General features: G+C 52.9%; 23 protein-coding genes. 8 read left to right on the forward strand and 15 right to left on the reverse strand.

Annotated features, from left to right (window positions below; genetic code table 11):
* Window positions 1-62: 62 nt before the first annotated feature.
* The 9 genes from acs to H6F67_RS07305 all read right to left on the reverse strand — a co-directional run bounded on the left by acs (window position 63) and on the right by H6F67_RS07305 (window position 8,096).
* On the reverse strand, window positions 63-2,030 hold the full coding sequence (gene acs, locus H6F67_RS07265) for an acetate--CoA ligase (RefSeq protein ID WP_190764757.1): 1,968 nt from the start codon (window positions 2,028-2,030) through the stop codon (window positions 63-65).
* Between the two features lie 151 nt (window positions 2,031-2,181).
* Window positions 2,182-2,397 carry a hypothetical protein gene (locus H6F67_RS07270; protein WP_190764759.1) on the reverse strand — a complete coding sequence of 72 codons (216 nt, stop codon included), beginning with the start codon at window positions 2,395-2,397 and terminating at the stop codon, window positions 2,182-2,184.
* A 49-nt stretch (window positions 2,398-2,446) separates the two neighbouring features.
* Window positions 2,447-2,695, reverse strand: coding sequence for a type II toxin-antitoxin system MqsA family antitoxin (locus H6F67_RS07275; protein ID WP_199304270.1), 249 nt, complete (start codon window positions 2,693-2,695; stop codon window positions 2,447-2,449).
* A complete protein-coding gene (locus H6F67_RS07280) occupies window positions 2,689-2,970 on the reverse strand; it encodes a DUF4258 domain-containing protein (RefSeq protein ID WP_190764760.1) in 282 nt (93 codons plus the stop codon). Before H6F67_RS07280 ends, H6F67_RS07275 begins: the two co-directional genes overlap by 7 nt.
* Before the next feature lie 97 nt (window positions 2,971-3,067).
* Complete coding sequence (locus H6F67_RS07285) at window positions 3,068-4,459, reverse strand: AtzE family amidohydrolase (RefSeq protein WP_396797705.1); 1,392 nt, start codon at window positions 4,457-4,459, stop codon at window positions 3,068-3,070.
* A complete protein-coding gene (locus H6F67_RS07290; RefSeq protein WP_190764908.1) occupies window positions 4,456-4,644 on the reverse strand; it encodes a DUF4089 domain-containing protein in 189 nt (62 codons plus the stop codon). Before H6F67_RS07290 ends, H6F67_RS07285 begins: the two co-directional genes overlap by 4 nt.
* A 139-nt stretch (window positions 4,645-4,783) precedes the next feature.
* Window positions 4,784-6,403 (reverse strand): 2-isopropylmalate synthase, encoded by a 1,620-nt coding sequence (locus tag H6F67_RS07295; protein ID WP_190764763.1) that lies wholly within the window; start codon window positions 6,401-6,403, stop codon window positions 4,784-4,786.
* Window positions 6,404-6,489: 86 nt separating this feature from the next.
* Window positions 6,490-7,008: an NYN domain-containing protein gene (locus tag H6F67_RS07300; RefSeq protein WP_190764765.1), complete on the reverse strand. Its 519-nt coding sequence runs from the start codon at window positions 7,006-7,008 to the stop codon at window positions 6,490-6,492.
* Window positions 7,009-7,280: 272 nt separating this feature from the next.
* The gene (locus H6F67_RS07305) at window positions 7,281-8,096 is read right to left on the reverse strand and encodes a sulfurtransferase (RefSeq protein ID WP_190764767.1); all 816 of its coding nucleotides are present in this window, start codon (window positions 8,094-8,096) and stop codon (window positions 7,281-7,283) included.
* Between the two features lie 377 nt (window positions 8,097-8,473).
* Between H6F67_RS07305 and H6F67_RS07310 the strand changes: the two genes are divergently transcribed.
* From H6F67_RS07310 to H6F67_RS07320, 3 genes are all read left to right on the forward strand, one after another.
* Window positions 8,474-8,668, forward strand: a complete 195-nt coding sequence (locus H6F67_RS07310) for a hypothetical protein (RefSeq protein WP_190764786.1) — start codon at window positions 8,474-8,476, stop codon at window positions 8,666-8,668.
* A 131-nt stretch (window positions 8,669-8,799) separates the two neighbouring features.
* Entirely contained in the window at window positions 8,800-9,819 is a 1,020-nt protein-coding gene (locus H6F67_RS28330) for an HD domain-containing phosphohydrolase (protein ID WP_190764788.1), read from the forward strand.
* A gap of 384 nt (window positions 9,820-10,203) precedes the next feature.
* Window positions 10,204-11,022, forward strand: a complete 819-nt coding sequence (locus H6F67_RS07320) for a WecB/TagA/CpsF family glycosyltransferase (protein WP_190764791.1) — start codon at window positions 10,204-10,206, stop codon at window positions 11,020-11,022.
* A gap of 33 nt (window positions 11,023-11,055) precedes the next feature.
* Here H6F67_RS07320 and rsmD read toward each other — a convergent pair whose 3' ends face one another.
* Entirely contained in the window at window positions 11,056-11,595 is a 540-nt protein-coding gene (rsmD, locus tag H6F67_RS07325; RefSeq protein ID WP_190764793.1) for a 16S rRNA (guanine(966)-N(2))-methyltransferase RsmD, read from the reverse strand.
* Window positions 11,596-11,598: 3 nt separating this feature from the next.
* Window positions 11,599-12,246 carry an imidazole glycerol phosphate synthase subunit HisH gene (hisH, locus tag H6F67_RS07330; protein ID WP_190764795.1) on the reverse strand — a complete coding sequence of 216 codons (648 nt, stop codon included), beginning with the start codon at window positions 12,244-12,246 and terminating at the stop codon, window positions 11,599-11,601.
* Window positions 12,247-12,639: 393 nt separating this feature from the next.
* Here hisH and H6F67_RS07335 point away from each other — a divergent pair, with 393 nt between their 5' ends.
* The gene (locus H6F67_RS07335; RefSeq protein ID WP_190764797.1) at window positions 12,640-12,924 is read left to right on the forward strand and encodes a hypothetical protein; all 285 of its coding nucleotides are present in this window, start codon (window positions 12,640-12,642) and stop codon (window positions 12,922-12,924) included.
* A 3-nt stretch (window positions 12,925-12,927) separates the two neighbouring features.
* On the opposite strand, the gene H6F67_RS07340 is transcribed toward H6F67_RS07335, so the two are convergent.
* Window positions 12,928-13,464, reverse strand: a complete 537-nt coding sequence (locus H6F67_RS07340) for a DoxX family protein (protein ID WP_190764799.1) — start codon at window positions 13,462-13,464, stop codon at window positions 12,928-12,930.
* Window positions 13,465-13,654: 190 nt separating this feature from the next.
* Entirely contained in the window at window positions 13,655-14,533 is an 879-nt protein-coding gene (locus tag H6F67_RS07345) for a hypothetical protein (RefSeq protein ID WP_190764801.1), read from the reverse strand.
* Between the two features lie 374 nt (window positions 14,534-14,907).
* Here H6F67_RS07345 and H6F67_RS07350 point away from each other — a divergent pair, with 374 nt between their 5' ends.
* Complete coding sequence (locus H6F67_RS07350; RefSeq protein WP_313926779.1) at window positions 14,908-15,882, forward strand: diguanylate cyclase domain-containing protein; 975 nt, start codon at window positions 14,908-14,910, stop codon at window positions 15,880-15,882.
* Here the strand turns inward: H6F67_RS07350 and H6F67_RS07355 are convergent.
* On the reverse strand, window positions 15,879-16,679 hold the full coding sequence (locus H6F67_RS07355) for an alpha/beta fold hydrolase (RefSeq protein ID WP_190764803.1): 801 nt from the start codon (window positions 16,677-16,679) through the stop codon (window positions 15,879-15,881). The genes H6F67_RS07350 and H6F67_RS07355 overlap by 4 nt on opposite strands.
* Before the next feature lie 233 nt (window positions 16,680-16,912).
* Between H6F67_RS07355 and H6F67_RS07360 the strand changes: the two genes are divergently transcribed.
* Complete coding sequence (locus H6F67_RS07360) at window positions 16,913-17,131, forward strand: hypothetical protein (protein WP_190764805.1); 219 nt, start codon at window positions 16,913-16,915, stop codon at window positions 17,129-17,131.
* Between the two features lie 22 nt (window positions 17,132-17,153).
* Here H6F67_RS07360 and H6F67_RS07365 read toward each other — a convergent pair whose 3' ends face one another.
* On the reverse strand, window positions 17,154-19,139 hold the full coding sequence (locus tag H6F67_RS07365) for an alpha-amylase family glycosyl hydrolase (RefSeq protein WP_190764807.1): 1,986 nt from the start codon (window positions 19,137-19,139) through the stop codon (window positions 17,154-17,156).
* A 33-nt stretch (window positions 19,140-19,172) separates the two neighbouring features.
* On the opposite strand from H6F67_RS07365, the gene H6F67_RS28075 reads away from it, so the two are divergent.
* Complete coding sequence (locus tag H6F67_RS28075) at window positions 19,173-19,295, forward strand: hypothetical protein (RefSeq protein WP_277874563.1); 123 nt, start codon at window positions 19,173-19,175, stop codon at window positions 19,293-19,295.
* A gap of 224 nt (window positions 19,296-19,519) precedes the next feature.
* Window positions 19,520-20,809, forward strand: a complete 1,290-nt coding sequence (locus H6F67_RS07370; protein WP_190764809.1) for a glycosyltransferase family 4 protein — start codon at window positions 19,520-19,522, stop codon at window positions 20,807-20,809.
* Window positions 20,810-20,812 lie beyond the last annotated feature (3 nt).

Here is a 20,812-nt window from a genome sequence, read left to right on the forward strand (position 1 = left end):
ATGGGCCATGAAGAGCGATCGCCCCTCATCTTCACGACAAGAAGCGATCGCTTCTCACTTCATCAACCTTCTTCGCGCAATTTATCCAAGACCGATCGATCTTCGAGCGTTGAAGTATCGCCGGCGACTTCTTGGCCTGCGGCGAGATTTCTCAAGAGGCGGCGCATGATTTTGCCCGATCGGGTTTTTGGGAGGGCATCGCTGAAGCGGATTTCTCCCGGACGAGCGATCGCGCCGATTTCCTGCGTGACGTGCTTTTTAAGAGCCGATCGCAGTTCTTCGCTGCCGCTGAAGCTGCCTTCGAGGATGACGAACGCGACGATTTCCTCGCCCTTGAGGTCGTCCGGTTTGCCGACGACAGCGGCTTCTGCCACAGCCGGATGTGAGACCAAGGCGGATTCGATTTCCATCGTGCCCAAGCGGTGGCCGGAAACGTTGAGGACATCATCGACGCGACCCATCACCCAGAAATAGCCGTCCTCGTCGCGTCTGGCTCCGTCTCCTGCGAAGTAGGTGTAGTGGCCGTCTTTGGGCGGGATATGTTCCCAGTAGGTGCGGCGGAAGCGATCGGGATCGCCGTAAACCGTCCGCATCATTCCCGGCCAGGGATGCTGCACGGCCAGATAGCCGCCTTGATTGACGCCGACCGAATTGCCGTCGAGATCCACCACATCTGCGAGAATGCCGGGGAAGGGGCGCGTCGCCGATCCGGGCTTGGTGGCGATCGCTCCCGGCAAAGGCGTAATCATGATCCCGCCCGTCTCGGTTTGCCACCAGGTATCCACGATCGGACAGCGTTCACCCCCAATCACGCGGTAATACCACATCCAGGCTTCCGGGTTGATCGGTTCGCCAACAGTTCCCAACAGGCGCAGGGAAGATAGATCGCGCTGCTTCGGCAGATGTTCGCCCATCTTGATGAAGGCGCGGATCGCGGTTGGAGCCGTGTAGAAAACGTTGACGCCGTATTTTTCGATCACGTCCCAAATTGCACCGGGATTCGAGGGACGCGCCACGCCTTCGTACATCAGCGTCGTTGCGCCGTTCGACAGGGGGCCATAGACGATGTAGCTGTGTCCGGTAATCCAGCCGACATCAGCGGTACACCAGTAAACATCGGTGTCTTTGAGGTCAAAAATCCACTTGGTTGTGATGTGCGAATAGAGGTTGTAGCCGCCAGTCGTGTGAACGACGCCCTTCGGCTTTCCCGTACTGCCGGATGTGTAGAGAATGAACAGCAAATCTTCGCTGTCCATCGGTTCGGCAGGACAATCAGTAGAAACACCCTTGCGGATTTCATGCCACCAGTGATCGCGCCCTTCCTGCATATTCACACCTTGATTGGTGCGCTGTACGACAAGGACGCTTTCCACTGTCACATTCGGATCGGCCAGAGCTTTATCGACCTGTTCTTTCAATGGAACGATCGCATCCTTGCGCCAGCCGCCATCAGCCGTAATCACCAGCTTCGCCTTACCGTCAATCAGGCGATCGCGCAACGCCTCGGCACTGAAGCCGCCGAACACAACCGTATGCGCCGCACCGATTCGGGCACAAGCTAGCATTGCGATCGCCGCTTCGGGAATCATCGGCATATAAATTCCGATCACGTCGCCTTTGGTCGCGCCTAGCTGCTTGAGGACGTTGGCGAACTGACACACTTCGCGATGCAGTTGTGCATACGTGAGCGTGCGCGAGTCTCCGGGTTCGCCTTCCCAAATTAGGGCGGCTTTGTTGCGGCGGGCGGTGGTCAGGTGGCGATCGAGGCAGTTGTAGGAAATGTTGATCTTGCCGCCGACAAACCACTTGGCGAAAGGTGGTTGCCAGTCCAGCACCGTTTGCCATTTCTCAAACCAGTGGAGTTCTTGCTCGGCCAGTTCTGCCCAAAATTTTTCCGGGTCGGCTTTGGCGCGATCGTAAAGCTGCTGATATTCGGCCAAGCTTTTGATCTGCGCTTGGGCGGCAAATTCGGCAGGCGGCTCAAATAAACGGCCTTCTTGCAGGATGGATTCGATCGAGGATTCTGACATAAGTTCGCGGCAGTCGAAATCAAAGATGTGTAACGAGATTTATCTGTTTAACACAATACGTTTTCGCCTGCCGATCTGAGTGAGCGATCGGGTTTTCCTTAACGTTTCGTTGCTGACGGGGATTAGAAAAGTATCGATAAAACTCGCGTCCTTACTCTTTCTCCAGGCAAGCTAAAGCCTCTTCTTGATTCAGCAAAGAACTCTCCTGCGCTTCATCCATTGCTCTGCTCAAACAGTAATCTTCAATTCGCTCTAGTATTTCCTCAAGCGAAATGTTTTCAGGAAAAAGCTGTCGCCAAAATTCGATCGGGACGACAACCGCTTTAAGTTGACCTTGTTTATCAGTGAGATATTCGACTTCTAGCATGATGTTGATGGGTTGTGATGAATCGATCGGAGTGTCGCAATCAAACTTTTCAGCTATAGCTGGCGACTGCAACCGGACGCTCGATCGATCGCTGCTTGCGTTCACGCTTAATCTTTTCAATTTGATGCAGTGTTTCTGCGGTCAAGTAGCTTTCACCGCAATGAGGACAGCTAATCATAGGAATATTTTCAATCACGAGTAGATCTTGACCTTTGCCATAAGTTCTACTCACTCTGCGGATTCGCGCTCCAGCTTGGCCGCAAATGTCACAGGCGATCGATTTGTCTTGATTCAACATAAGTAAACCGTGATAATTACAACTTTTCCGGTTAATCCTAGTTTAACAATCACTTCAGCTTCATCATTCTCAATAGTCAATCCTTTGATTCGATATTTCCACTCGCCTGTATTTCTGTCTTTCTGACGCTCTAGAATTTCACCTGTAAGCACGATCGATTCAATATCAAAGATTGGCAAATCATCGTCTGTCATTTCTTCTTCTGCATGAAGCGTCATTACATACTGGCGCTGGCGAATTTTCTCCTGTATTTGTTGCAGAACTTGATTAAACACAAATTGATGCCGCTTCGGTCTTCAGCTATTGTAAAGCGATCGCCCCAATCGATCGAACTTGTAGAAGTGAGTTTGGAGAAGTCGATTACTTGCAATCTTAAAACGATGATGCAACTGCGGCTGAAATAATGCCTTGTGCCTCTAAATAAGCTCCCGCTCGTAACAGTTTCGCCTCCTGATAAGGTGCAGCGATCAGTTGGACACCGAGCGGCAATCGATCGCGAAACTGCAACGGCACGGACAAAACGGGCAGACCGATGAAGGAAAGCGGCTGCGTGAACATACCGAGATTGGGGCGCACCAGCATTTCAACTCCGGCGATCGTCATTTTTTCCTGACCAATTTTTGTGGCGGAGCAAGGCGTAGTCGGTGCGAGGATGACATCGACCGATTCAAACACTTCGCGGACGCGATCGCGATACCACTGACGAAACCGCTGCGCCTGAATGTACCAGCTTGCGGGAATCATTGCGCCTGCAAGGAAGCGATCGCGAGTGGCCGGATCAAAATCTTGGGGACGAGTCTGCAAATCTTTCAGGTGCAAATTGCTGCCTTCGCAAGCGGTGATGATGAAGGCGGCGGCGCGGGCGCGATCGGCTTCGGGGAGGGTGACGCGATCGACTGTGCCGAGAGCAGCGGCAATTTGTTCGACAGCGGCAAGTGCTTCCGGTTCGGCTCCGGTTGCGAAGTAGCCATCGGCAACGGCGATGTGTAAACCGTCGAGGCCGCGATCGAGTTGCGGCGAACACATCTCCGGTAGGCGATTTGTGCAAACGGGATCGCTGAGATCTTCGCCCTGAAGCAGATCGAAGATGAGCGCGATATCGCGGATCGATCGCGCAAATGGGCCAATGTGGTCGAGGCTGTTGCAGAACAGGTAAGCGCCCGATCGCGATAAACGCCCGTAAGTCGGCTTCAATCCCAAGATGCCGCACAAAGAAGCCGGAACGCGAATCGAGCCATTTGTGTCGGAACCGAGGCTGATCGGAACAAGGCCACCTGCGACGGCTGCGGCTGATCCGCCTGACGAACCGCCTGCGATTCGGGTGCGATCGTGTGGATTGCGAACGGCTCCGTAGTGATGATTTTCGGTCGTGAAGCCGTAGGCATATTCGTCCATCGTCAAGGCTCCGACCAGCACGGCTCCGGCTCGCTTGAGGGCAGCGACGGCAAAGGCATCGGCTGTTGCAGGCGGCAAATCGCGATTGATTTTTGATCCGGCGATCGTCACCACTCCGGCAATATCAAACAAATCTTTGACCGCAAATGGCGCACCCGCCAACTGTCCAGGATCTTCGCCCTGCGCGACAGTGGCATCCACAGCCGCCGCCTGTGCTAAGGCTGATTCCGCCAAAACTGTTGTAAAGCAGTTCAAATCGGAAGCTGTGATTCGATCGATCGCTGCCTGCGTCACGTCAACTGCCCGCACCGCTTGCGATCGCACCGCTGCGGCAATCGCGATCGCATCCGCAGTTGCAAAATTAATCACGGCTCAAACCTCGGCGCAGCAACCAAATCAGTCGGTAGGGGAAATTCTAGAAATGCTTGGGCGATCGATCGAATCCGCTCGAAATTTGCGGTCACTCCCGCCTGATAATCAGCGATCGGCAGGTCAAGCGCGATCGCCTGCTGCTCAACAAAAGCCGTCACATCCAACTGATTCGGTTCAGGCATACGCACCAGATTGCGGGAGGTACGCCCCGATTTTGCCATGAAGGGACGTTGAGCATCAGTAAAATTTGACCTTTTTAGGCAGGAGCATCAAAAAAGGGCGATCGACTGGCGATCGCCTTTTCCTCAATTCACAAACAATCTAGCCGACGGGCTGCTGTGCCTGATCGTGCTGAGGATGCAGAACTTTTCCGCTCTGCAAACTGGCCGAAAGCCGATTCAGCGCGTTCATGTAGGCCAAGGCCGAAGCGACGATGATATCCGTATTTGCCGCATGACCGGAGAACAAGCGATCGTCATGCTTCAGCCGAATCGTCACTTCACCGAGCGCATCGATTCCTGCCGTGACGGACTGAACCGAATATTCGATTAGCTGATTCGGCACATCGACAACGCGGTTGATCGCTTTGTAGACGGCATCAACGGGACCTGTTCCGATCGCTGCATCCGTCAGTTCTTCGCCGTCCGGTGTGCGAATCGTCACGGTGGCAGTGGGACGAGCGTGATCGCCGCAGGACACCTGAATATGCTCTAGCTTGAACAGTTCGGGAGCCTGCTGCGTTTCGTCGTTGACGATCGCCTCCAAGTCGCGATCGGTGACTTCTTTTTTCTTGTCGGCCAGTTCCTTGAACCGCAAGAACGCTTTGTTGACATCTTGTTCTGACAGTTCGTAGCCCAGTTCTCTCAGGCGAGTGCGGAAGGCGTTGCGACCGGAGTGCTTGCCCAAAACCAGCGTCGTGTCGCTGAGGCCGATCGTCTGCGCCTCCATAATTTCATAGGTCTGCTTGTTTTTGAGCATTCCATCTTGGTGAATGCCCGATTCGTGCGCGAAGGCATTTGCGCCGACGATCGCTTTGTTCGGCTGCACCAGCATTCCCGTCAGATTCGACACCAAGCGCGAGGTTTTGTAGATTTCCTGCGTGTTGATGCTTGTCAGTGGTTCTGTGGAGTCTGGGGAACGACCCAAGAACGGATTGAAATACTGTCGCCGCACGTGCAGCGCCATCACCAGTTCTTCCAAAGCGGCATTTCCTGCCCGTTCACCAATGCCGTTGATCGTGCATTCAAGCTGTCTCGCGCCATTTTTGACGGCTTCCAGGAAACTGGCGACGGCTAATCCTAAGTCGTTGTGACCGTGAACCGAGATGATCGCCTGATCGACATTCGGCACATTCTCGCGAATGCCGCGAATCAGATTGCCAAACTCCGAAGGCGTCATGTAGCCGACCGTATCGGGAATGTTGATCGTTTTGGCTCCCATTGCGATCGCCCGCTCCAAAACCTGATAGAGGAATTGCGGATCAGACCGAGCCGCATCCATCGGGGAGAACTCCACGTCATCCACGAACGATTTGGCATAGGCGACCATTTCTTCCGCGATCGCCAGCACTTCCGATCGCGATTTCTTAAGCTGATACTCCAGATGAATATCGGAAGTCGAAATGAAGGTGTGAATGCGCGGCTTGGCGGCAGGTTGGAGCGCTTCCGCAGCGGCTTTGATGTCGTCGCGAATCGCTCGCGCCAAGCTGCAAATCACGGGGCCGTTTTCGGTTCCAACCGCCTGCGCGATCTTCTGAACGGCCTCAAAATCTCCGGGGCTAGCAAACGCAAATCCGGCTTCAATCACGTCCACGCCCAGTCGTGCTAGCTGCCGTGCGATCGCCAGTTTTTCGTCCACGTTCAGGGTTGCGCCCGGAGCTTGTTCGCCATCGCGGAGGGTGGTGTCGAAAATGATGATGCGGTCAGACTGGGAAGTACTCATGGATGGATTGACACTAGAAAGTAACAGATGCGTCGAAAGACATACCCGCTATTGTAGTGCGTCAATTCTGCGGTCAGACAAATTTTTTAGATGTCGATTTTTTCGATGTAGGTGCGAATGTCGTTGAGGTCGATGTAGCGATCGGTCGCATTCCGCAATTCCCGCGCGATCATGCCTTCAGTGGAGACGACTGTGATGTGCGTATTTTTGGCTCGCAGCAGTTCGATCGCCCGCTCAAAATCGCCATCGCCACTAAACAAAATGACGCGATCGTACTGGTCAACCGTGCTGAACATATCGACGACAATTTCGATGTCTAAATTTGCTTTTTGCGAATAGCGTCCTGACGTGTCGTCATAGTATTCTTTCAAAATTTTGGTGCGAACCGTGTAGCCTAAGCTGATTAACGCATCGCGAAAGCCGCGCTGGTCTTGCGGATCTTTTAATCCCGTGTACCAAAAGGCATTCACCAGCATGATGTTGGGTTCCTGCGTGAAATAGCGCAAGACGCGACGCGGATCGAAAAACCAGCCGTTTTTTTGCTGTGCATAGAACATATTGTTTCCGTCTACAAAGATGGAGAGACGGTTATTTGTAGAAGACATAGAAGTTTAGACCTAATTAAATAAAGCGAGATCAAATTAGACTGAAATGGTGAATCAATTGGCGCGATCGCCAGCCGACTCAAGCTTAAAACTGATAGCTTAACCTAAGTTAAAAGTATTTTAGCTTACCAAAACTTTTGAGCAATCTTGACCCTAAATACATCAATCTCAAGTAGGAAATTTGCAATTGGAGACGATCTACTGTTCGATTGGCAAGACAAAAAGCGATCGAATCAGCGATCGCCAGCAACGGCTATTTTTTTCCTCAAAAACTAATTGGACACTTCCAGCAGATAAGAACACCAATCGCTCCAGCTTCCGGCATAAAGCTTGGCTTTCCGTCCGGCCAGTTCCAGCGATAGCAAATTGACGCAGGCCGTGACGCCCGACCCACAATAAACCATCAGTTCTGAGGTAGACAGCACGGTTGACCAGCGCTGCTGCTGTTCGGCGATCGGCCTAAGGTAGCCATCTGCCTGAGTTGCCTCTTGCCAAGGATAGTTCATCGCTCCGGGAATGTGACCCGCGATCGGATCGATCGGTTCCCGCTCGCCGCGATAGCGTTCTGGCTCGCGAGAATCAATCAGCATCGCATCGTTCGATCGCGCTTTCACCTGTTCAATATTCACGACGCGATCGCGCTGCAAATTCACCAAAAATTCACCGGATCTTTGAGGCGGAATGATTGTGGTGTGGGAATATTTTGCATTGAGCCAGCCTTGATATCCACCATCGAGAACCGCAACGCGATCGTGTCCCAAATAGCGCAGCAGCCACCAAAATCTCGCTGCAAACGCCAAGCGCGAATTGTCATAGGCAACTACAAATGTGTCGGCACTGATGCCTGCCTGCGCCAATTTTGCTGCCAAAACTTCAGGCTCTGGCAGCGGATGCCGTCCGCCATGCTGCTGAACTGGACTCGATAAATCTTGATTCAAATCGAAATAATATGCTCCGGGAATATGACCTGCTTCGTATTGCTGACGACCTAGCGATGCATCAGCTAGCGAAAAGCGACAGTCCGCAATCACTACGTTGCGATCGTCAAGATGGTGAGCAAGCCATTCAGCCGAAACGATCGAAAGCACGAGTTAAACAAAATTGAGGATTGTTTTAATTCTAGGAGCCAATTGTAATTTACAGTCAATGAATCAACTGGATGATTTCTGTTAGCACTCATTCTTTGATATCTTCATATTTCAGTTCATAAGTGCGGGTGCTGGGTCAAATCAGTGCCTGAATCGCGATCGACGCAACTTTGCAAAACGGCCTCACTGCCAAGCCGATCGATCAGGCCAGTTCTGAGCAAGCATCAAGATTTGTTATCGAAATCATCGTAATTGAGCCTTAAAAATCGTGGAGCACAATGGCGAAAACCCACGATGCGCTTGCCCGACGCAGTGCTTAGCGATCGCGCCCCTACAAGCTGCTTGAGGACAATGGACGGGTGACGGCTCAATTCTGCATGGCTCAATCTCTTGCTAAAATTTTGGCAAGAAATCTAGTGATCTCACCAGCAATTGAATCGCTTGGCGTAGCCGCAACACTGTATCAGGGCGAACTGCATTTGTCCCAAGCGATCGCCAATACTGTCAAAGCCATGCAGATTCAAGTAGTTCACTTGTTTTTAATCTCAGTAATAAGCCTGATTTCGTCATGATACTAATTGAACATACTAAGCTTATATCTTCACAGTTACCCTCGATCGAATGCTTCGCTGCCAAGCGTTCGATGTCAGGCTGGGCAACCATTTCTCGCTCCTAGGTAAACGATTGAAAGTAAGCGTCTCCTGTGAATTACACTGACTCTGAACGCCCCAAGGTCTTAGTAGTTGACGATCATCCAGCTAGCCGCATGACGGCTGTTGCACTTCTAACCGTTGATGGTTATGAAGTGCTGGAAGCAGATAGCGGAGCGGCTGCCCTGAGTCGCGTTGCTGAATCTGATCCAGATTTAATTTTGCTCGATGTGATGATGCCGGGTATGGATGGGTTTGAAGTTTGCCGTCGCCTCAAGCAGGACGAGCAGACGCGCCTCACACCTGTTATCTTTGTCACCGCGCTCAACGATCGACGCGCTCGTGTACGTGGCATCGAAGCGGGCGGAGACGATTTTCTCACCAAGCCGTTTGACCAGCTTGAACTGTCGGCCAGAGTCAAATCACTGATTCGCCAAAAGCGCCTCAACGAAGACCTTGACCATGCGGGGCAAGTGCTGTTTTCGATCGCTCGCACAGTTGAAAGCCGCGATCCCAACACGGGCGATCACTGCGAGCGACTGGTCAATCGTGGCCGAGCTTTTGGTGAATTTCTCAATCTGTCACGCAACGACATTCGCGACCTCCAGTGGGGCGGCTACCTACACGACATTGGCAAGGTTGGAATTCCCGATGCAGTTCTGCTCAAAATGGGCAAGCTCACGCCTGAAGAGTGGGAAATTATGCGGCAGCACGTTTTGATTGGCGAGCGCATCTGCCAGCCCTTGCGAACCATGCGCGGCGTGGTACCAATTATTCGCCATCACCACGAACGTTGGGACGGCTCCGGCTACCCAGACCAGCTCAAGGGTGACGAAATTCCCTACCTCGCTCAGGTGTTTCAACTGGTCGATATCTACGATGCGCTGACGCATGAGCGCCCCTACAAGCGAGCTTTCACACCGGAAGAGTCCCTGGCAATCATGGCTGAGGAAACAGCTCGTGGCTGGCGCAACCCCCGCCTGATGGAACAGTTCGCCGAATTTGTGCGTCTGACCCAGGTAGAAGCTGCGATCGCCCCTGATCGCGCCAAGTCTCCAATGTTGCAAGTGTAATTGCTTTGTTACGATCGCCCAGCTTTGGGCACTCTAAAGCCAGGGTGAACTACTGATTTGCTTGAGGATAGAAGTTATATGGTGTCTGCTTCATATGGAAAGCAATCCGTATAAACTTCCAGTAAATCATGTCATTTTGTTTAAATCGCCCAAAGAACCTTGTGCCATGATGGATTCGCTAGTTGTTGACTGTCGCAGATTTGCTCTTACCCTGTCAGACAACTACCGTTTCTTCATTCCGTCGGCTCAGACAATTTCTGGCCGATCCAAGGCATTTGCTCTAAGATTTGCAAGGGACTGTCACAAAACTACACAATTCCAGTTTCACAGGCTCCACCTGATGAAAAGCCACAAGGCGAGAGATGAGATGTTCTTGAGGTTCAGATGATCAAAATCCTAAACTTAAACATTCATAATTTTTCACGCTTACAGCTACTCAATGACCTCGATCGCGGCGTTGTGTTTACCCCGAATGTCGATCACCTGATGAAGCTTCAGCATGACACGGAATTCTACGAGGCATATTGTGCTGCGGATTATGTCGTCTGCGACAGCAAAATTGTCCTTTGGGCGTCAAAGTTCTTACGAACACCCTTAAAAGAAAAGATCTCAGGCTCAGACCTGTTTCCTGCCTTTTATGAGCATCATCGGCACAATGAAGAAATTAAAATTTTCCTGCTAGGTGCTCGTCAAGGTGTTGCCTGCGAAGCACAGCGACGCATCAATGCAAAGGTCGGTCGCTCGATCGTCGTAGCTGCTCACTCGCCCTCATTCGGCTTTGAGAAGAACGAAGCCGAGTGCGAACAGATTATTGAAATGGTGAATCGCTCTGGCGCAACCGTTTTGGCAATCGGTGTGGGCGCACCCAAGCAAGAAAAGTTTATTCACGAGCACAAGCACCGAATGCCAGGTGTCAAAATCTTTTTGGCGATCGGTGCAACGATTGACTTTGAAGCTGGAAACGTGAAGCGATCGCCCCGTTGGATCAGTGAAATGGGCATGGAGTGGATCTACCGCCTGATTGCCGAACCGCGCCGATTGTGGAAACGCTATTTGATCGAAGATCTGCCGTTTGTTTGGCTGATTCTCAAGCAAAAGCTCAATCTATACGCTGAGCCGTTCAGCGAGATGCCGCCCGTTGAGTCACATTGCTTTCAAGAAGGCTTTCAAGAAGTTCTGCCTGTCTCAGGCAAAGCTCAATAGTCTGCGCCAATCGTTTTTGATAGTTGGCGATCGCTAGTGCCAGCAGTAAAAGCTAACCGCCGTATTGCCGTAGATTTTCTGGCGATACGGCGTCAAACCTTCAGGCACAGGCAGCGATCGATCGGGGCTATGTTCAACGGCGAGTTCTCCCGCTGCATCCAGCAGGTGATGACGAGCGATCGCGTCCAGAACTGGTGCATAAAGTGCGCTGGCGTAGGGCGGATCGAAGTAAATGCGATCGAACGCTTGTCCGTGCAGGCGCGAAAGCTGCTGGACGACATCACCACGCCAAATACGAAACTCTTGGTCTGGACGAGCGATACTCTGCCAGTTCTGCCGAATCACCGAGCAGGCCGGAGCGGACTGCTCAATTCCGACTACAAGAGCCGCTCCTCGACTCAAGGCTTCGGCTCCCATTGCACCGCTGCCCGCACACAGATCCAGCCAGCGGCAGCCCGCGATCGCACCGTGCCAAATGTTAAAGATGGCTTCTCGCACTCGTGCGGGCGTTGGTCGGGTTGCCAATCCGGGCAGCGTTTTCAGCGGACGGTTGCCGTGAATGCGGAGCGTCATGAATTAAAGTCCCGCTCCGACCATTTGCCGATCGCGCACGTGCTGCACAAAGTTGGAGAGAATCTTGAGGCCAGCCACCGAGGATTTCTCCGGGTGAAACTGCACGGCCATCAGGTTATCACGAGCGATCGCCGCTGTCACCTGCTGCGTTCCGTGTGTAATCGTCGCGGCGCGGACGGTCGGATCGATCGGGTCAGCATAAAACGAATGCACAAAATATGCCCAGGGATCAGGCGGAAGCTGATTCCACAGCGGCAAATGAGGCTGCGTCAGTTCAAGCTGATTCCAGCCCATGTGCGGAATGGTAATTCCCGGTTCAGGACGAAAGCGGCGCACCGTTCCGGCAATGACGCCTAATCCCGGTTCACCGCGACCTTCTTCGCTGCCGTCGAGCAGAATTTGCAGGCCAAGGCAAATGCCTAGAAATGGTTTGCCGCTGGCAATAATGTCTCGAATCGGCGAAATCAAATCGCGCGATCGCAAATGGGCGATCGCCGGATCAAACGCACCCACACCTGGCAGAACAACGGCATCCGCTGCTTCTAGATCGCGCACATCATCGGTGACATGAGGCGTTGCGCCTGCTTGCTCTAGTCCTTTACAGGCCGAGTGCAAATTTCCCATGTCGTAGTCCACTACGGCGATGATCATCTTTCCTCCTGATTGCGCGATCGTCGTTAATTCCGCTTCTAGTCACATTATCGCGCGGCAATGCTGAAAACGAAGCCTCCTACACGATCGCAGGCCGGACGCAACGAGAGTTATCGTTCTGTAAAGAGCAATGACGTGATTGTTACAAGTTACCGTCAGCAACAATCAAGCTGCGATCGCCAGAACCAGCGCATGATGAGGCTGAGGGCGATCGCAGCTTGATTAAGCCGATCGAGGTTGAAGTTAAATCTTCTTGCAAATGCCCACAATGCTGCGCGTACACGCTTGAATGAAATCAGTTCAGCGCTTCGCAGTCCTGGCGCACAGGTCAGCAAATGACCTCAAATTGTGCTGTCAAACTGCGTCCGGCCACCTCTGCACCTGACAGCCGACATGAATTGGTTTCTTCAGCTTAATCGACTGATTTTAGACTTCTACCGTGAAGACCCAAACGAGCTGCGACAGCTACAGGCGCTACGTCACTGCCGCATTTCTCGGCGGTGGGGCGTCTTACGCATCAACTGCTACTCATTGGAATCGGTCAATCGCATCGTCGCGGCTGCAAGCTTGATTAAAGCGCCGATCGCCCAGCTTCGGATTGCCCAGCAGATCGACATTTACTTTCATCGCGATCGCGTGGCGACGATGCCGATTTCGTCATCCAAGCTGACCACCTAAAGCCTACTGCTTCGAGGCGGTTTCCGCAGTTTGATACGACGCTTCCAGCGCTTCACGCTGTTGAGCCGTCTGCGGCAAGGCGGCGTTGAGCCATCCGGCCAGCAGCGAATCGATCGAAAACAATCCAGCCCCATTCACCGCAAAGAACAAGAAGCAGGCCGCATACAGCATCGACAGCTCCAGATAGGGAATGCTGAAGCCTGCTACTTTGATGTGGTGGAACATGGCAACGGCCATTGTGAAGAACAATCCAGCCGCAGCAGGGCGAGTGAACAAACCGATCGCCAGCAGCGGAGCGCCAATCAGTTCGGTGAAGGCCGCGCAGTAGCTAAAGAAGATGGGAAAAGGCAGACCAATGACTTTCACATACGCTTCGGCAAAGCTTTCGATGTTCGAGAGCTTGTCGAGGCCATTGTGGATCATCACCAAGCCTGCGACAACCCGCAGGATCGTCCAGGCTGTTTGTGACCAGTAGTTGGGCGCAAGGCTCGGTCGCAAAGCTGCAACCGCCAGCGTTGAAAGGCGTTGAGTGAGCGTCATGAGTCTTATGAAGATATGTAAATGAGTTGTTCTATGAAGAACTATAACAAATATAAACTTATGTTAATCGATCGCTGCGCTACAGTTTCAGCGAGAAAACCGCCATCCGAAGTAGAGATCGATACAGGGCAGAAGCAAAGTCAACCGCTAAGGTTCACTCACCAGCGATCGCCTGCTGTCTGCTGCCTTTTCACACCGCTTGAACGCAATATTGACGGCAGGTGATGACGGGCGAATCAGTGTGACCATGCAGCGGACACTCGATCGCAGCGCAAGATTGACAGTCGGCCTGAACGGGTAGTTCGGCGGTTGAACTGTAAATGCTGATCTGCTGGCTAACAAAGCCTTGCACTTCCAGGTCGGAGAGTCGATCGCAAATCAGAATCGCTGCTGGAATGTTGAGTTTCGCTTTGGCATAGTTAATCTTTTCTAAGGTGTGGCGAAAGCTTTGCGGCTCGGTTTCGATTTCAACCAAAACCTGTCGCGGCTGGCTGCGAAAGCACGGCGGCTTGTCTTGCTCGAAGCGGTCTTTATATTGCAGCGTGACGCGACCGTTGGCATAGCGCAAGGTGCGAAGCTGACGCAAAAACGGCACGGTGAAATTGCCCTCTGCGTCGATCGAATACCACCAAGATTTGTACCAGCCTTCTGAGGAAAGATGCAAAATTTCTTCGACCTGAGCCGGAGAAAACTCGGCTTGCTGAAGCAGGGCGATCGCCTGCGCGAGCGAAATCGACTGGCCGAGCGTTTGCAGTTCCGATTCGCACTTGAGCGATCGCGGATCGGGACGTTGAGTTGCAGCCGTTGCGTCTGTGTCGATCGAATCGGCCAGGATGCAGTGAATCTGCTCAACGGTGAGGACGCCATCAGCAGCTTTTTTGCCAACGGGTACGCCGATCGCGGCAGACACCGCTCCAAGCTGATGGGCAGGCAGAACAGCAGGCAAACAGTTGAGCAGCAGCGATCGCAGCAGCGATTCGTCTGCGATCGCGAGAGCAATTTGCACCTGATCGTGAAGTGAAGCGGCGACGCGATCCGGGTGCGGGTAGGTCGAAACAAAATGAGTCATGGCAGCGATTCCATGCAGACTTTCATTGTGACGCAGGGATTGCGGATGCTGATCGGCTGCTGCAACCTTTGCAAAATAGCGTTACCAATGCTCAAGTTTGAAGATAAAACTTCGCTTGAAATTCACTAAACTTCAAGGCTTTATTTACAGATTGATACCAAACTGCCCAACTGCACACCTGCTGTGGGAATACTGATAACTACGCATCAACTTGGCACTATGCAAGGCTCACAGATTTCTGGCTCAATTGATCAGCAGCAAGAGAATTTAAACAGTCAAGTAGACATTCAAGCAATGGTCGATCGCCAGCTTTCGATCGCACAGGTGGAGCAGTCGTGAAGTCGCTTGAGGAAGTGACCTTAAGGAATCGATCGGTGCAACCTCGTGTGCAAATCTCAGCCGCTCCGCAGATTTTGGTGGTGGATGATGAAAGAACCATGCGCTTGCTGCTGAGCCACATGATGCTGCAAGAAGCGTATCAAGTCATTTCCGTTTGTAACGGTGCGGAGTGTTTGGCCTTGTGTCAGCAGCAGTTGCCCGATTTGATTTTGCTCGACGCGCTTATGCCTGTGATTGACGGCTTTGACTGCTGTGCCGCGCTTCAGCAGCAGTTTGGCGAGCAGTGTCCGCCTGTGCTGATGATTACGAGTTTGGAAGATCAAGTCTCGGTCGATCAGGCATTTGCCGCAGGCGCGAGCGACTACATCACCAAGCCGATCCACTGGGCAGTGCTGCGGCAGCGCGTCCGCCGTCTGCTGCAAATGCACGCCACGATCGCAGAACTTCAGCAAAAAATGGAGCAAGAGCGATTGCTGATGGCGCAGCTTGAAGCCGCCAACGCTGCGCTAAAGCGACTTGCCGCGATCGATGGCCTGACGCAAATTGCCAATCGTCGCTGCTTTGACGAGTGCCTAGCGCGGGAATGGCGACGACTGGAGCGCGATCGCGCTCCGCTCTCGCTGATTTTGTGCGATGTCGATCGCTTCAAGCGCTATAACGACACCTACGGACATCATGTCGGCGATCAATGCCTCAGGTACGTGGCGCGACTGCTTGAGCAGGTGGAGGCGAACAGTTTTGCGGCTCGCTATGGCGGCGAAGAATTTGCGCTGATTTTACCAGACTATGAAGCGAGCGAAGCGGCAGCAGTGGCGCGATCGATTCAAGCCAATCTGTGGACACAAGCGATTCCGACTGATGAACCTGCACAAACGATCACCTTAAGCTTTGGCATCGCCTGCCTGATTCCGTCTGACTCAGTTGCACCCGCTGAACTGGTTGCCCAAGCCGATCGCGCCCTCTACCAGGCCAAGCAGACCGGACGCGATCGAATTGTGGTTGCCAGCTAAGAAATCGCTGCGATCGCAGGCTCCAAAAAGCTGCACCGCTCCAGAATTTGATATAGATTGACTCCCGATTCGAGCAGGCAGGCGTGGCCGCTGTTGGGCAAAAGATGCATCCGCGCATTGGGAAGTTCGCGCGTGAGCAGTTCGGCTTCGACGCGCGACGGTAAAACTCGATCGTCTTGGCTGGCGATGATCAAAACGGGCTGAGTGATGCGCTGAAGCTGAGCGGGCGTAATGTGAAACTGGCTGAGCAGCGACAATCGCCAAACCGAGCTTTCCTGCGTCACCGACAGCATTGCTTTTAACAAAGCACGGCGATCGGCACTTTCCACCTGCCCCAGCGAAGCGAGAAACGGCATGAACGCCACACAACCCGCGCGATACAGCGGTTCAGGCAGCAAGCGCGTCATCTGCGTACTCCACTGTACCCAGGGATAGCGATGAAATGAGGAAGCCGGATTAACCAGAATCACGCGGCGAAACAGATGTGGCGAGTGCAGCGCAACTTTGATCGCTAGACACGCACCGAACGATTCACCACACAGATAAACGGTGCGTTCGTTTTCGTGGCGCATTTCGGCTTTGATCAGGGCGATCGTTTGTTCGGTCAAATCTTCCCAACTGGTGAGGTCATCAGGCGGAATCGACAAACAGCGCACCTCAAATCGAGATTCTAGCCCTTCGGTTTGCGTCCGCAAAAGCTGCCCAGTGCCGTCCATTCCCGGCAGAAATACGAACAGCGGTGCATCAGGGCGAGAGGTTTGCGGTTGCAAAAACCGCAGCGGATTGGCAGCAAGCATCGGCGACAAGCGAGGAAAATAAGCAATCTTACTTACCTATCTAGTTTACTCGATCGCCTGGCCGAATGCTCAGGGCGAATTTCCTCATCCGGTTGGCGGAGGCTTCTGCGGGAAAACTCTATCTTCGTCAAGACTTCACAAAGCACTATTTTCTCTAAGGTAAAAAGATAAAGAAATTTGTTTTGCCTTTTTTCCATACCCTTTTATCTCGTTTTTGAGCAGGAGCATTTAACATGTTGCTATTCACGGTTGAGGAACTTGAACAGCGCGGCATTCCTTACAACCAAAAGTCGCAGTTTGTATTTCAAGGACGATTGTTCACCAAAACAATTTCCTTTTCGCAGCGCATTCGCGAGACGGCGATCGAACTATACAAAAGCTATCTCAATTCTGGCGTGTTCTGCATGTTAGTTGAAACGCCAGAATATGTCACGATTTGTCGGCAAAAGTAAGCGATCGCGGGTGCGCTCACAATTAAACTGGTGCACCCGCAACGCTTGCATAAACCTTCGCTTCCCAGGGAAAAATCGGTTCGCGTCCTTGCCAGCGACGATCGATCGATCGGTTTTGTGTAACTTCCTTCCAATGCTGGTTGTCAGGCAAGTTCGGCCAGTTGGGAATCACGTATTCTGCTTCGGCAGATTCACCATTGGGTGTTCCATAGTCTGAGAAGTTCGCCACGACAACCACCAAATTTTCACCATAGCCGCGCTGCCAAACTAAAACGCGCTTTCCCTCATCGAAATCGACATGCAGAAAAACCGTGTCGTTGGTGGCAAGCGCATCTGAGGTTGTGCGAAGGTGTACCAGTCGTGCCACATAATCAAAGATTCGTTTGCGCCAATCTTCATTCATACGGTTGTAGTTGACCGGATCAACCTGCTTATTGGAACCGTGTTCTTCAATTTCTAGATCGTGCTGATCGGCAAATTCATCGCCCGCCAAAATCATCGGAATTCCAACTGCCGTAAGCAGACAAACAAAGGCGAGCTTGATGCGTTCTTCGCAGTCGATCACGCCGTTACTAACTAGATAGTTATAAATCCGTTCATTGCCATATCCGCCAACATCATGCGAGGTGAGATAGTTCACTGCTTGTGTACAGTCGCGAAAGCCGAGTAAGCGACAGTCAATTAGTTTTCGCACACTCCACTCAAAGCTGTCACCCGAACTCGATCGCCCCAGAATCACCTGTCGCAGAATCTGCTTAAACCGCTCATTCCACAAGCCATCTAGTCGATTTTGATGCACAAGGGCAAGCGGTACGCTGAGTTCTTCCCCGACAACCAAAAAGCGATCGTCGCTGCCGTTGCGATCGCGCCAAATTTGTCGAGCGAAGTCCTTGAATTCCTGCAAAAAATCGTAGTTGCCGACGTTGTTAACGCTATCGAGTCGTAAGCCATCGACACGGTAATAGAGCATCCAGTGCGCCATGTGTGCCTTGAGGTATTCACGGGCAGGCACATAGCGATCGCGCGTTCCCGTCAGCGGATGATAGCCTTCAACCCAGTAGTTGTACTTAAACAAGTCGCCGCCAAATCCGTCGCGATCGCCTTGTTCCGGGTCACGAGTCGGATCGCCGATCGGTTTCCAGTGAATGTAGAAGTCCAGAAAGTTGACGTTGTGGTAGGGATTGGAGCGCGAAAAGGCCATCACCGCATCCAGAAAAAAGCGGATGCCGTGCTGATGGCACACCTTAATCAAATTTGCTAGATCGGTTGAGGCGTTGGGTGCATCTTGTCCGTCTGGCCGACCGAGATCGTAGTCAGCGGCAAAATAGTTGGCCGTGCCGTAGCCCCACCTGTATTTATCCTCGTTGTCTTTATCTACGCTGTCGGCAGGCGGCAGCAGTTCGATCGCATTCACGCCCAATTCCAGCAAATGTGCTTTGCCCGATCGCAGCGCGTCCGTCTCCTGAAAATCTGGGGCTGCGACTTCCGGCTGCACCAGCGCAACCACGTCGCGAAACGTGCCTGTTCCAATGCCCGCACTGCTGCGAGTCCAGCGGGTCGGCAGTTCGTAGATCACCAGTCGATGGTTGGGCGGCAGCGAGTCCAGCGGTGCGTCGTCTTGCCAATCTGGTTGTTTGCGGTCGGGATCGCAAGGCAGCAGTTGCTCGTTTTGGTAGAGAATGACGCTGGCCGGATTGCCGCTGCCATCCGGCGCAAGAAACCGCCGATCGATCGTTGTCGCAACCGGATCGGTGCAGTACACAATCTGCGGGTCACGCGAGTAAACTGAGGCGTTTTGCACTTTGAACCAATACCAATACACCTGCCCGTCTGTTAGCCCAGCATCGGTGGCCGCCAGTTCCCACAAATCGGGAAAGCTCGATCGCTTCAGCGGAATTTCTCGGCAGTTGCGATCGCTCGATCGAATAATCAGCGCAGGCGTTGAGTTTCCAGCGGGACGCCACAAGACAAAATGCGTTTGCTGGCGGCGAAACAAATCGATCAACATGGCATCTCCCAAGCTTGTAATGAGATGTTCCTGATGGAAGGTTCGATCGAGATTGAAGCACATTGCGAGCGGTTGCAAAGCTTACAGTTTCCTAAAGCTTGCCGCTGGCGCGATCGCGTTGGCGCTTTGGTGGCAGCGGTTGGCGTTACACTGTAACCTGTTGCATCTCGCGTTTTTACAATTTGCATTGTGCGATCGCGGTTTGCATTGTGCGATCGCGTTGATCCCGGTTGGCTGGAAGGGTGGCTAGCGTTGTGCGGGGGCGACAGAGCTGGAGCGTCGCTGCTTGGAGTTCGACTTGCAGGTGGCGATCGCTGCGTGCAACAGCGTTTCAACTACTAGCTCGATCGTTCTTGCTTTGTCGCTGAGCGTCTCCATTCATGCGAATTTTGATCTATTCCTATAACTATCATCCAGAGCCGATCGGAATTGCGCCGCTGATGACCGAACTGGCCGAAGGACTCGCTGCACGCGGGCATCAGGTGCGCGTAATCACCGGAATGCCCAACTACCCGGAACGCCGCATTTATCCGGCCTATCGCGGCAAATGGTACGACACCGAAATTCGCAACGGCGTCAAAATTCAGCGCAGCTACGTTTGGATTCGTCCCAAACCAAATTTGCTGACGCGCATTTTGCTCGATGGCAGCTTTGTCGTGACGAGCCTTCTGCAAGCGCTGCGCGGCTGGCGACCCGACGTGATTCTCTACACCGCTCCGCCGCTGCCTGTGTGTGTGCCCTGTGTGTTGCTCTCCTGGCTGTATGGCTGTCCGATCGTGCTGAATTTGCAGGACATTTTGCCGGAAGCGGCAATTCGGCTGGGACTGGTACGAAATAAGCTGGCAATTCGCGTTTTTCAGGCGTTGGAGAAGTTTGCTTATCGATCGGCCAATCAAATCTGCGTGATTGCCGAAGCGTTTCGCGAAAATCTGCTGACAAAAGGCGTTCCCGCCGAAAAGCTCGTTTGCATTCCCAACTGGGTCAACACCGATTTCATCTGCGCTTTGCCGCGCCAAAACGCCTTTCGGCAAGCGCACGATCTGCAAAACAAATTTGTCGTGATGTATTCCGGCAACATCGGCCTGACGCAAGGGCTGGAAACGGTTGTGCGAGCAGCCGCGAAATTGTGTCACCTGCCTGAAATTGTGTTTGTCATTGTCGGTGAAACCGAAGCGCTGGCGCAGTTGCGATCGATTTGCGAAACCTATGACGCGCCCAATGTGCGGCTGCTGCCGTTTCAGCCGCGATCGCGCCTGCCGGAAATGCTGGCTGCCGCTGATGTGGGTCTGATCGTGCAAAAGCGCAACGTCGTTTCGTTCAACATGCCTTCAAAGATGCAGCTCATCCTTGCCAGCAGCCGCCCGATTATTGCCTCTGTTCCGCTGGACGGCACGGCAGCACGAGCCGTTTTGGAAAGCGGTGGCGGCATGGTGATTGAACCAGAGCAGCCCGATCGCTTAGCTGAAATTGTCTTGCAGCTTTATCGCGATCCGCAGCGGGCGCAGCGCTTGGGACAGCAAGGCCGCCGTCATGCGATCGACTGCTACGATTTTGAGCAGGCGTTGAGCCAGTATGAATCACTGTTTGCCCAACTGAGCGGTCAACCGGGAGCGGCTAGGATTGAATCGCCCGCAGTCGATCAGGCGGCAGTTGCAGACCTCAAGCAATAACCA

This window comes from Microcoleus sp. FACHB-1515, assembly GCF_014696105.1.
Lineage (GTDB): Bacteria > Cyanobacteriota > Cyanobacteriia > Elainellales > Elainellaceae > JAAUTJ01.

What these genes read in the sequence shown, in the direction of transcription:
- acs (WP_190764757.1), bottom strand. Translation starts at nt 2,030, where the DNA reads ATGTCAGAATCCTCGATCGAATCCATCCTGCAAGAAGGCCGTTTATTT.
- H6F67_RS07270 (WP_190764759.1), bottom strand. Translation starts at nt 2,397, where the DNA reads ATGCTAGAAGTCGAATATCTCACTGATAAACAAGGTCAACTTAAAGCG.
- H6F67_RS07275 (WP_199304270.1), bottom strand. Translation starts at nt 2,695, where the DNA reads ATGTTGAATCAAGACAAATCGATCGCCTGTGACATTTGCGGCCAAGCT.
- H6F67_RS07290 (WP_190764908.1), bottom strand. Translation starts at nt 4,644, where the DNA reads ATGCCTGAACCGAATCAGTTGGATGTGACGGCTTTTGTTGAGCAGCAG.
- H6F67_RS07295 (WP_190764763.1), bottom strand. Translation starts at nt 6,403, where the DNA reads ATGAGTACTTCCCAGTCTGACCGCATCATCATTTTCGACACCACCCTC.
- H6F67_RS07300 (WP_190764765.1), bottom strand. Translation starts at nt 7,008, where the DNA reads ATGTCTTCTACAAATAACCGTCTCTCCATCTTTGTAGACGGAAACAAT.
- H6F67_RS07310 (WP_190764786.1), top strand. Translation starts at nt 8,474, where the DNA reads ATGGCTCAATCTCTTGCTAAAATTTTGGCAAGAAATCTAGTGATCTCA.
- H6F67_RS07320 (WP_190764791.1), top strand. Translation starts at nt 10,204, where the DNA reads ATGATCAAAATCCTAAACTTAAACATTCATAATTTTTCACGCTTACAG.
- rsmD (WP_190764793.1), bottom strand. Translation starts at nt 11,595, where the DNA reads ATGACGCTCCGCATTCACGGCAACCGTCCGCTGAAAACGCTGCCCGGA.
- hisH (WP_190764795.1), bottom strand. Translation starts at nt 12,246, where the DNA reads ATGATCATCGCCGTAGTGGACTACGACATGGGAAATTTGCACTCGGCC.
- H6F67_RS07335 (WP_190764797.1), top strand. Translation starts at nt 12,640, where the DNA reads ATGAATTGGTTTCTTCAGCTTAATCGACTGATTTTAGACTTCTACCGT.
- H6F67_RS07340 (WP_190764799.1), bottom strand. Translation starts at nt 13,464, where the DNA reads ATGACGCTCACTCAACGCCTTTCAACGCTGGCGGTTGCAGCTTTGCGA.
- H6F67_RS07345 (WP_190764801.1), bottom strand. Translation starts at nt 14,533, where the DNA reads ATGACTCATTTTGTTTCGACCTACCCGCACCCGGATCGCGTCGCCGCT.
- H6F67_RS07355 (WP_190764803.1), bottom strand. Translation starts at nt 16,679, where the DNA reads ATGCTTGCTGCCAATCCGCTGCGGTTTTTGCAACCGCAAACCTCTCGC.
- H6F67_RS07360 (WP_190764805.1), top strand. Translation starts at nt 16,913, where the DNA reads ATGTTGCTATTCACGGTTGAGGAACTTGAACAGCGCGGCATTCCTTAC.
- H6F67_RS07365 (WP_190764807.1), bottom strand. Translation starts at nt 19,139, where the DNA reads ATGTTGATCGATTTGTTTCGCCGCCAGCAAACGCATTTTGTCTTGTGG.
- H6F67_RS28075 (WP_277874563.1), top strand. Translation starts at nt 19,173, where the DNA reads ATGGAAGGTTCGATCGAGATTGAAGCACATTGCGAGCGGTTGCAAAGC.
- H6F67_RS07370 (WP_190764809.1), top strand. Translation starts at nt 19,520, where the DNA reads ATGCGAATTTTGATCTATTCCTATAACTATCATCCAGAGCCGATCGGA.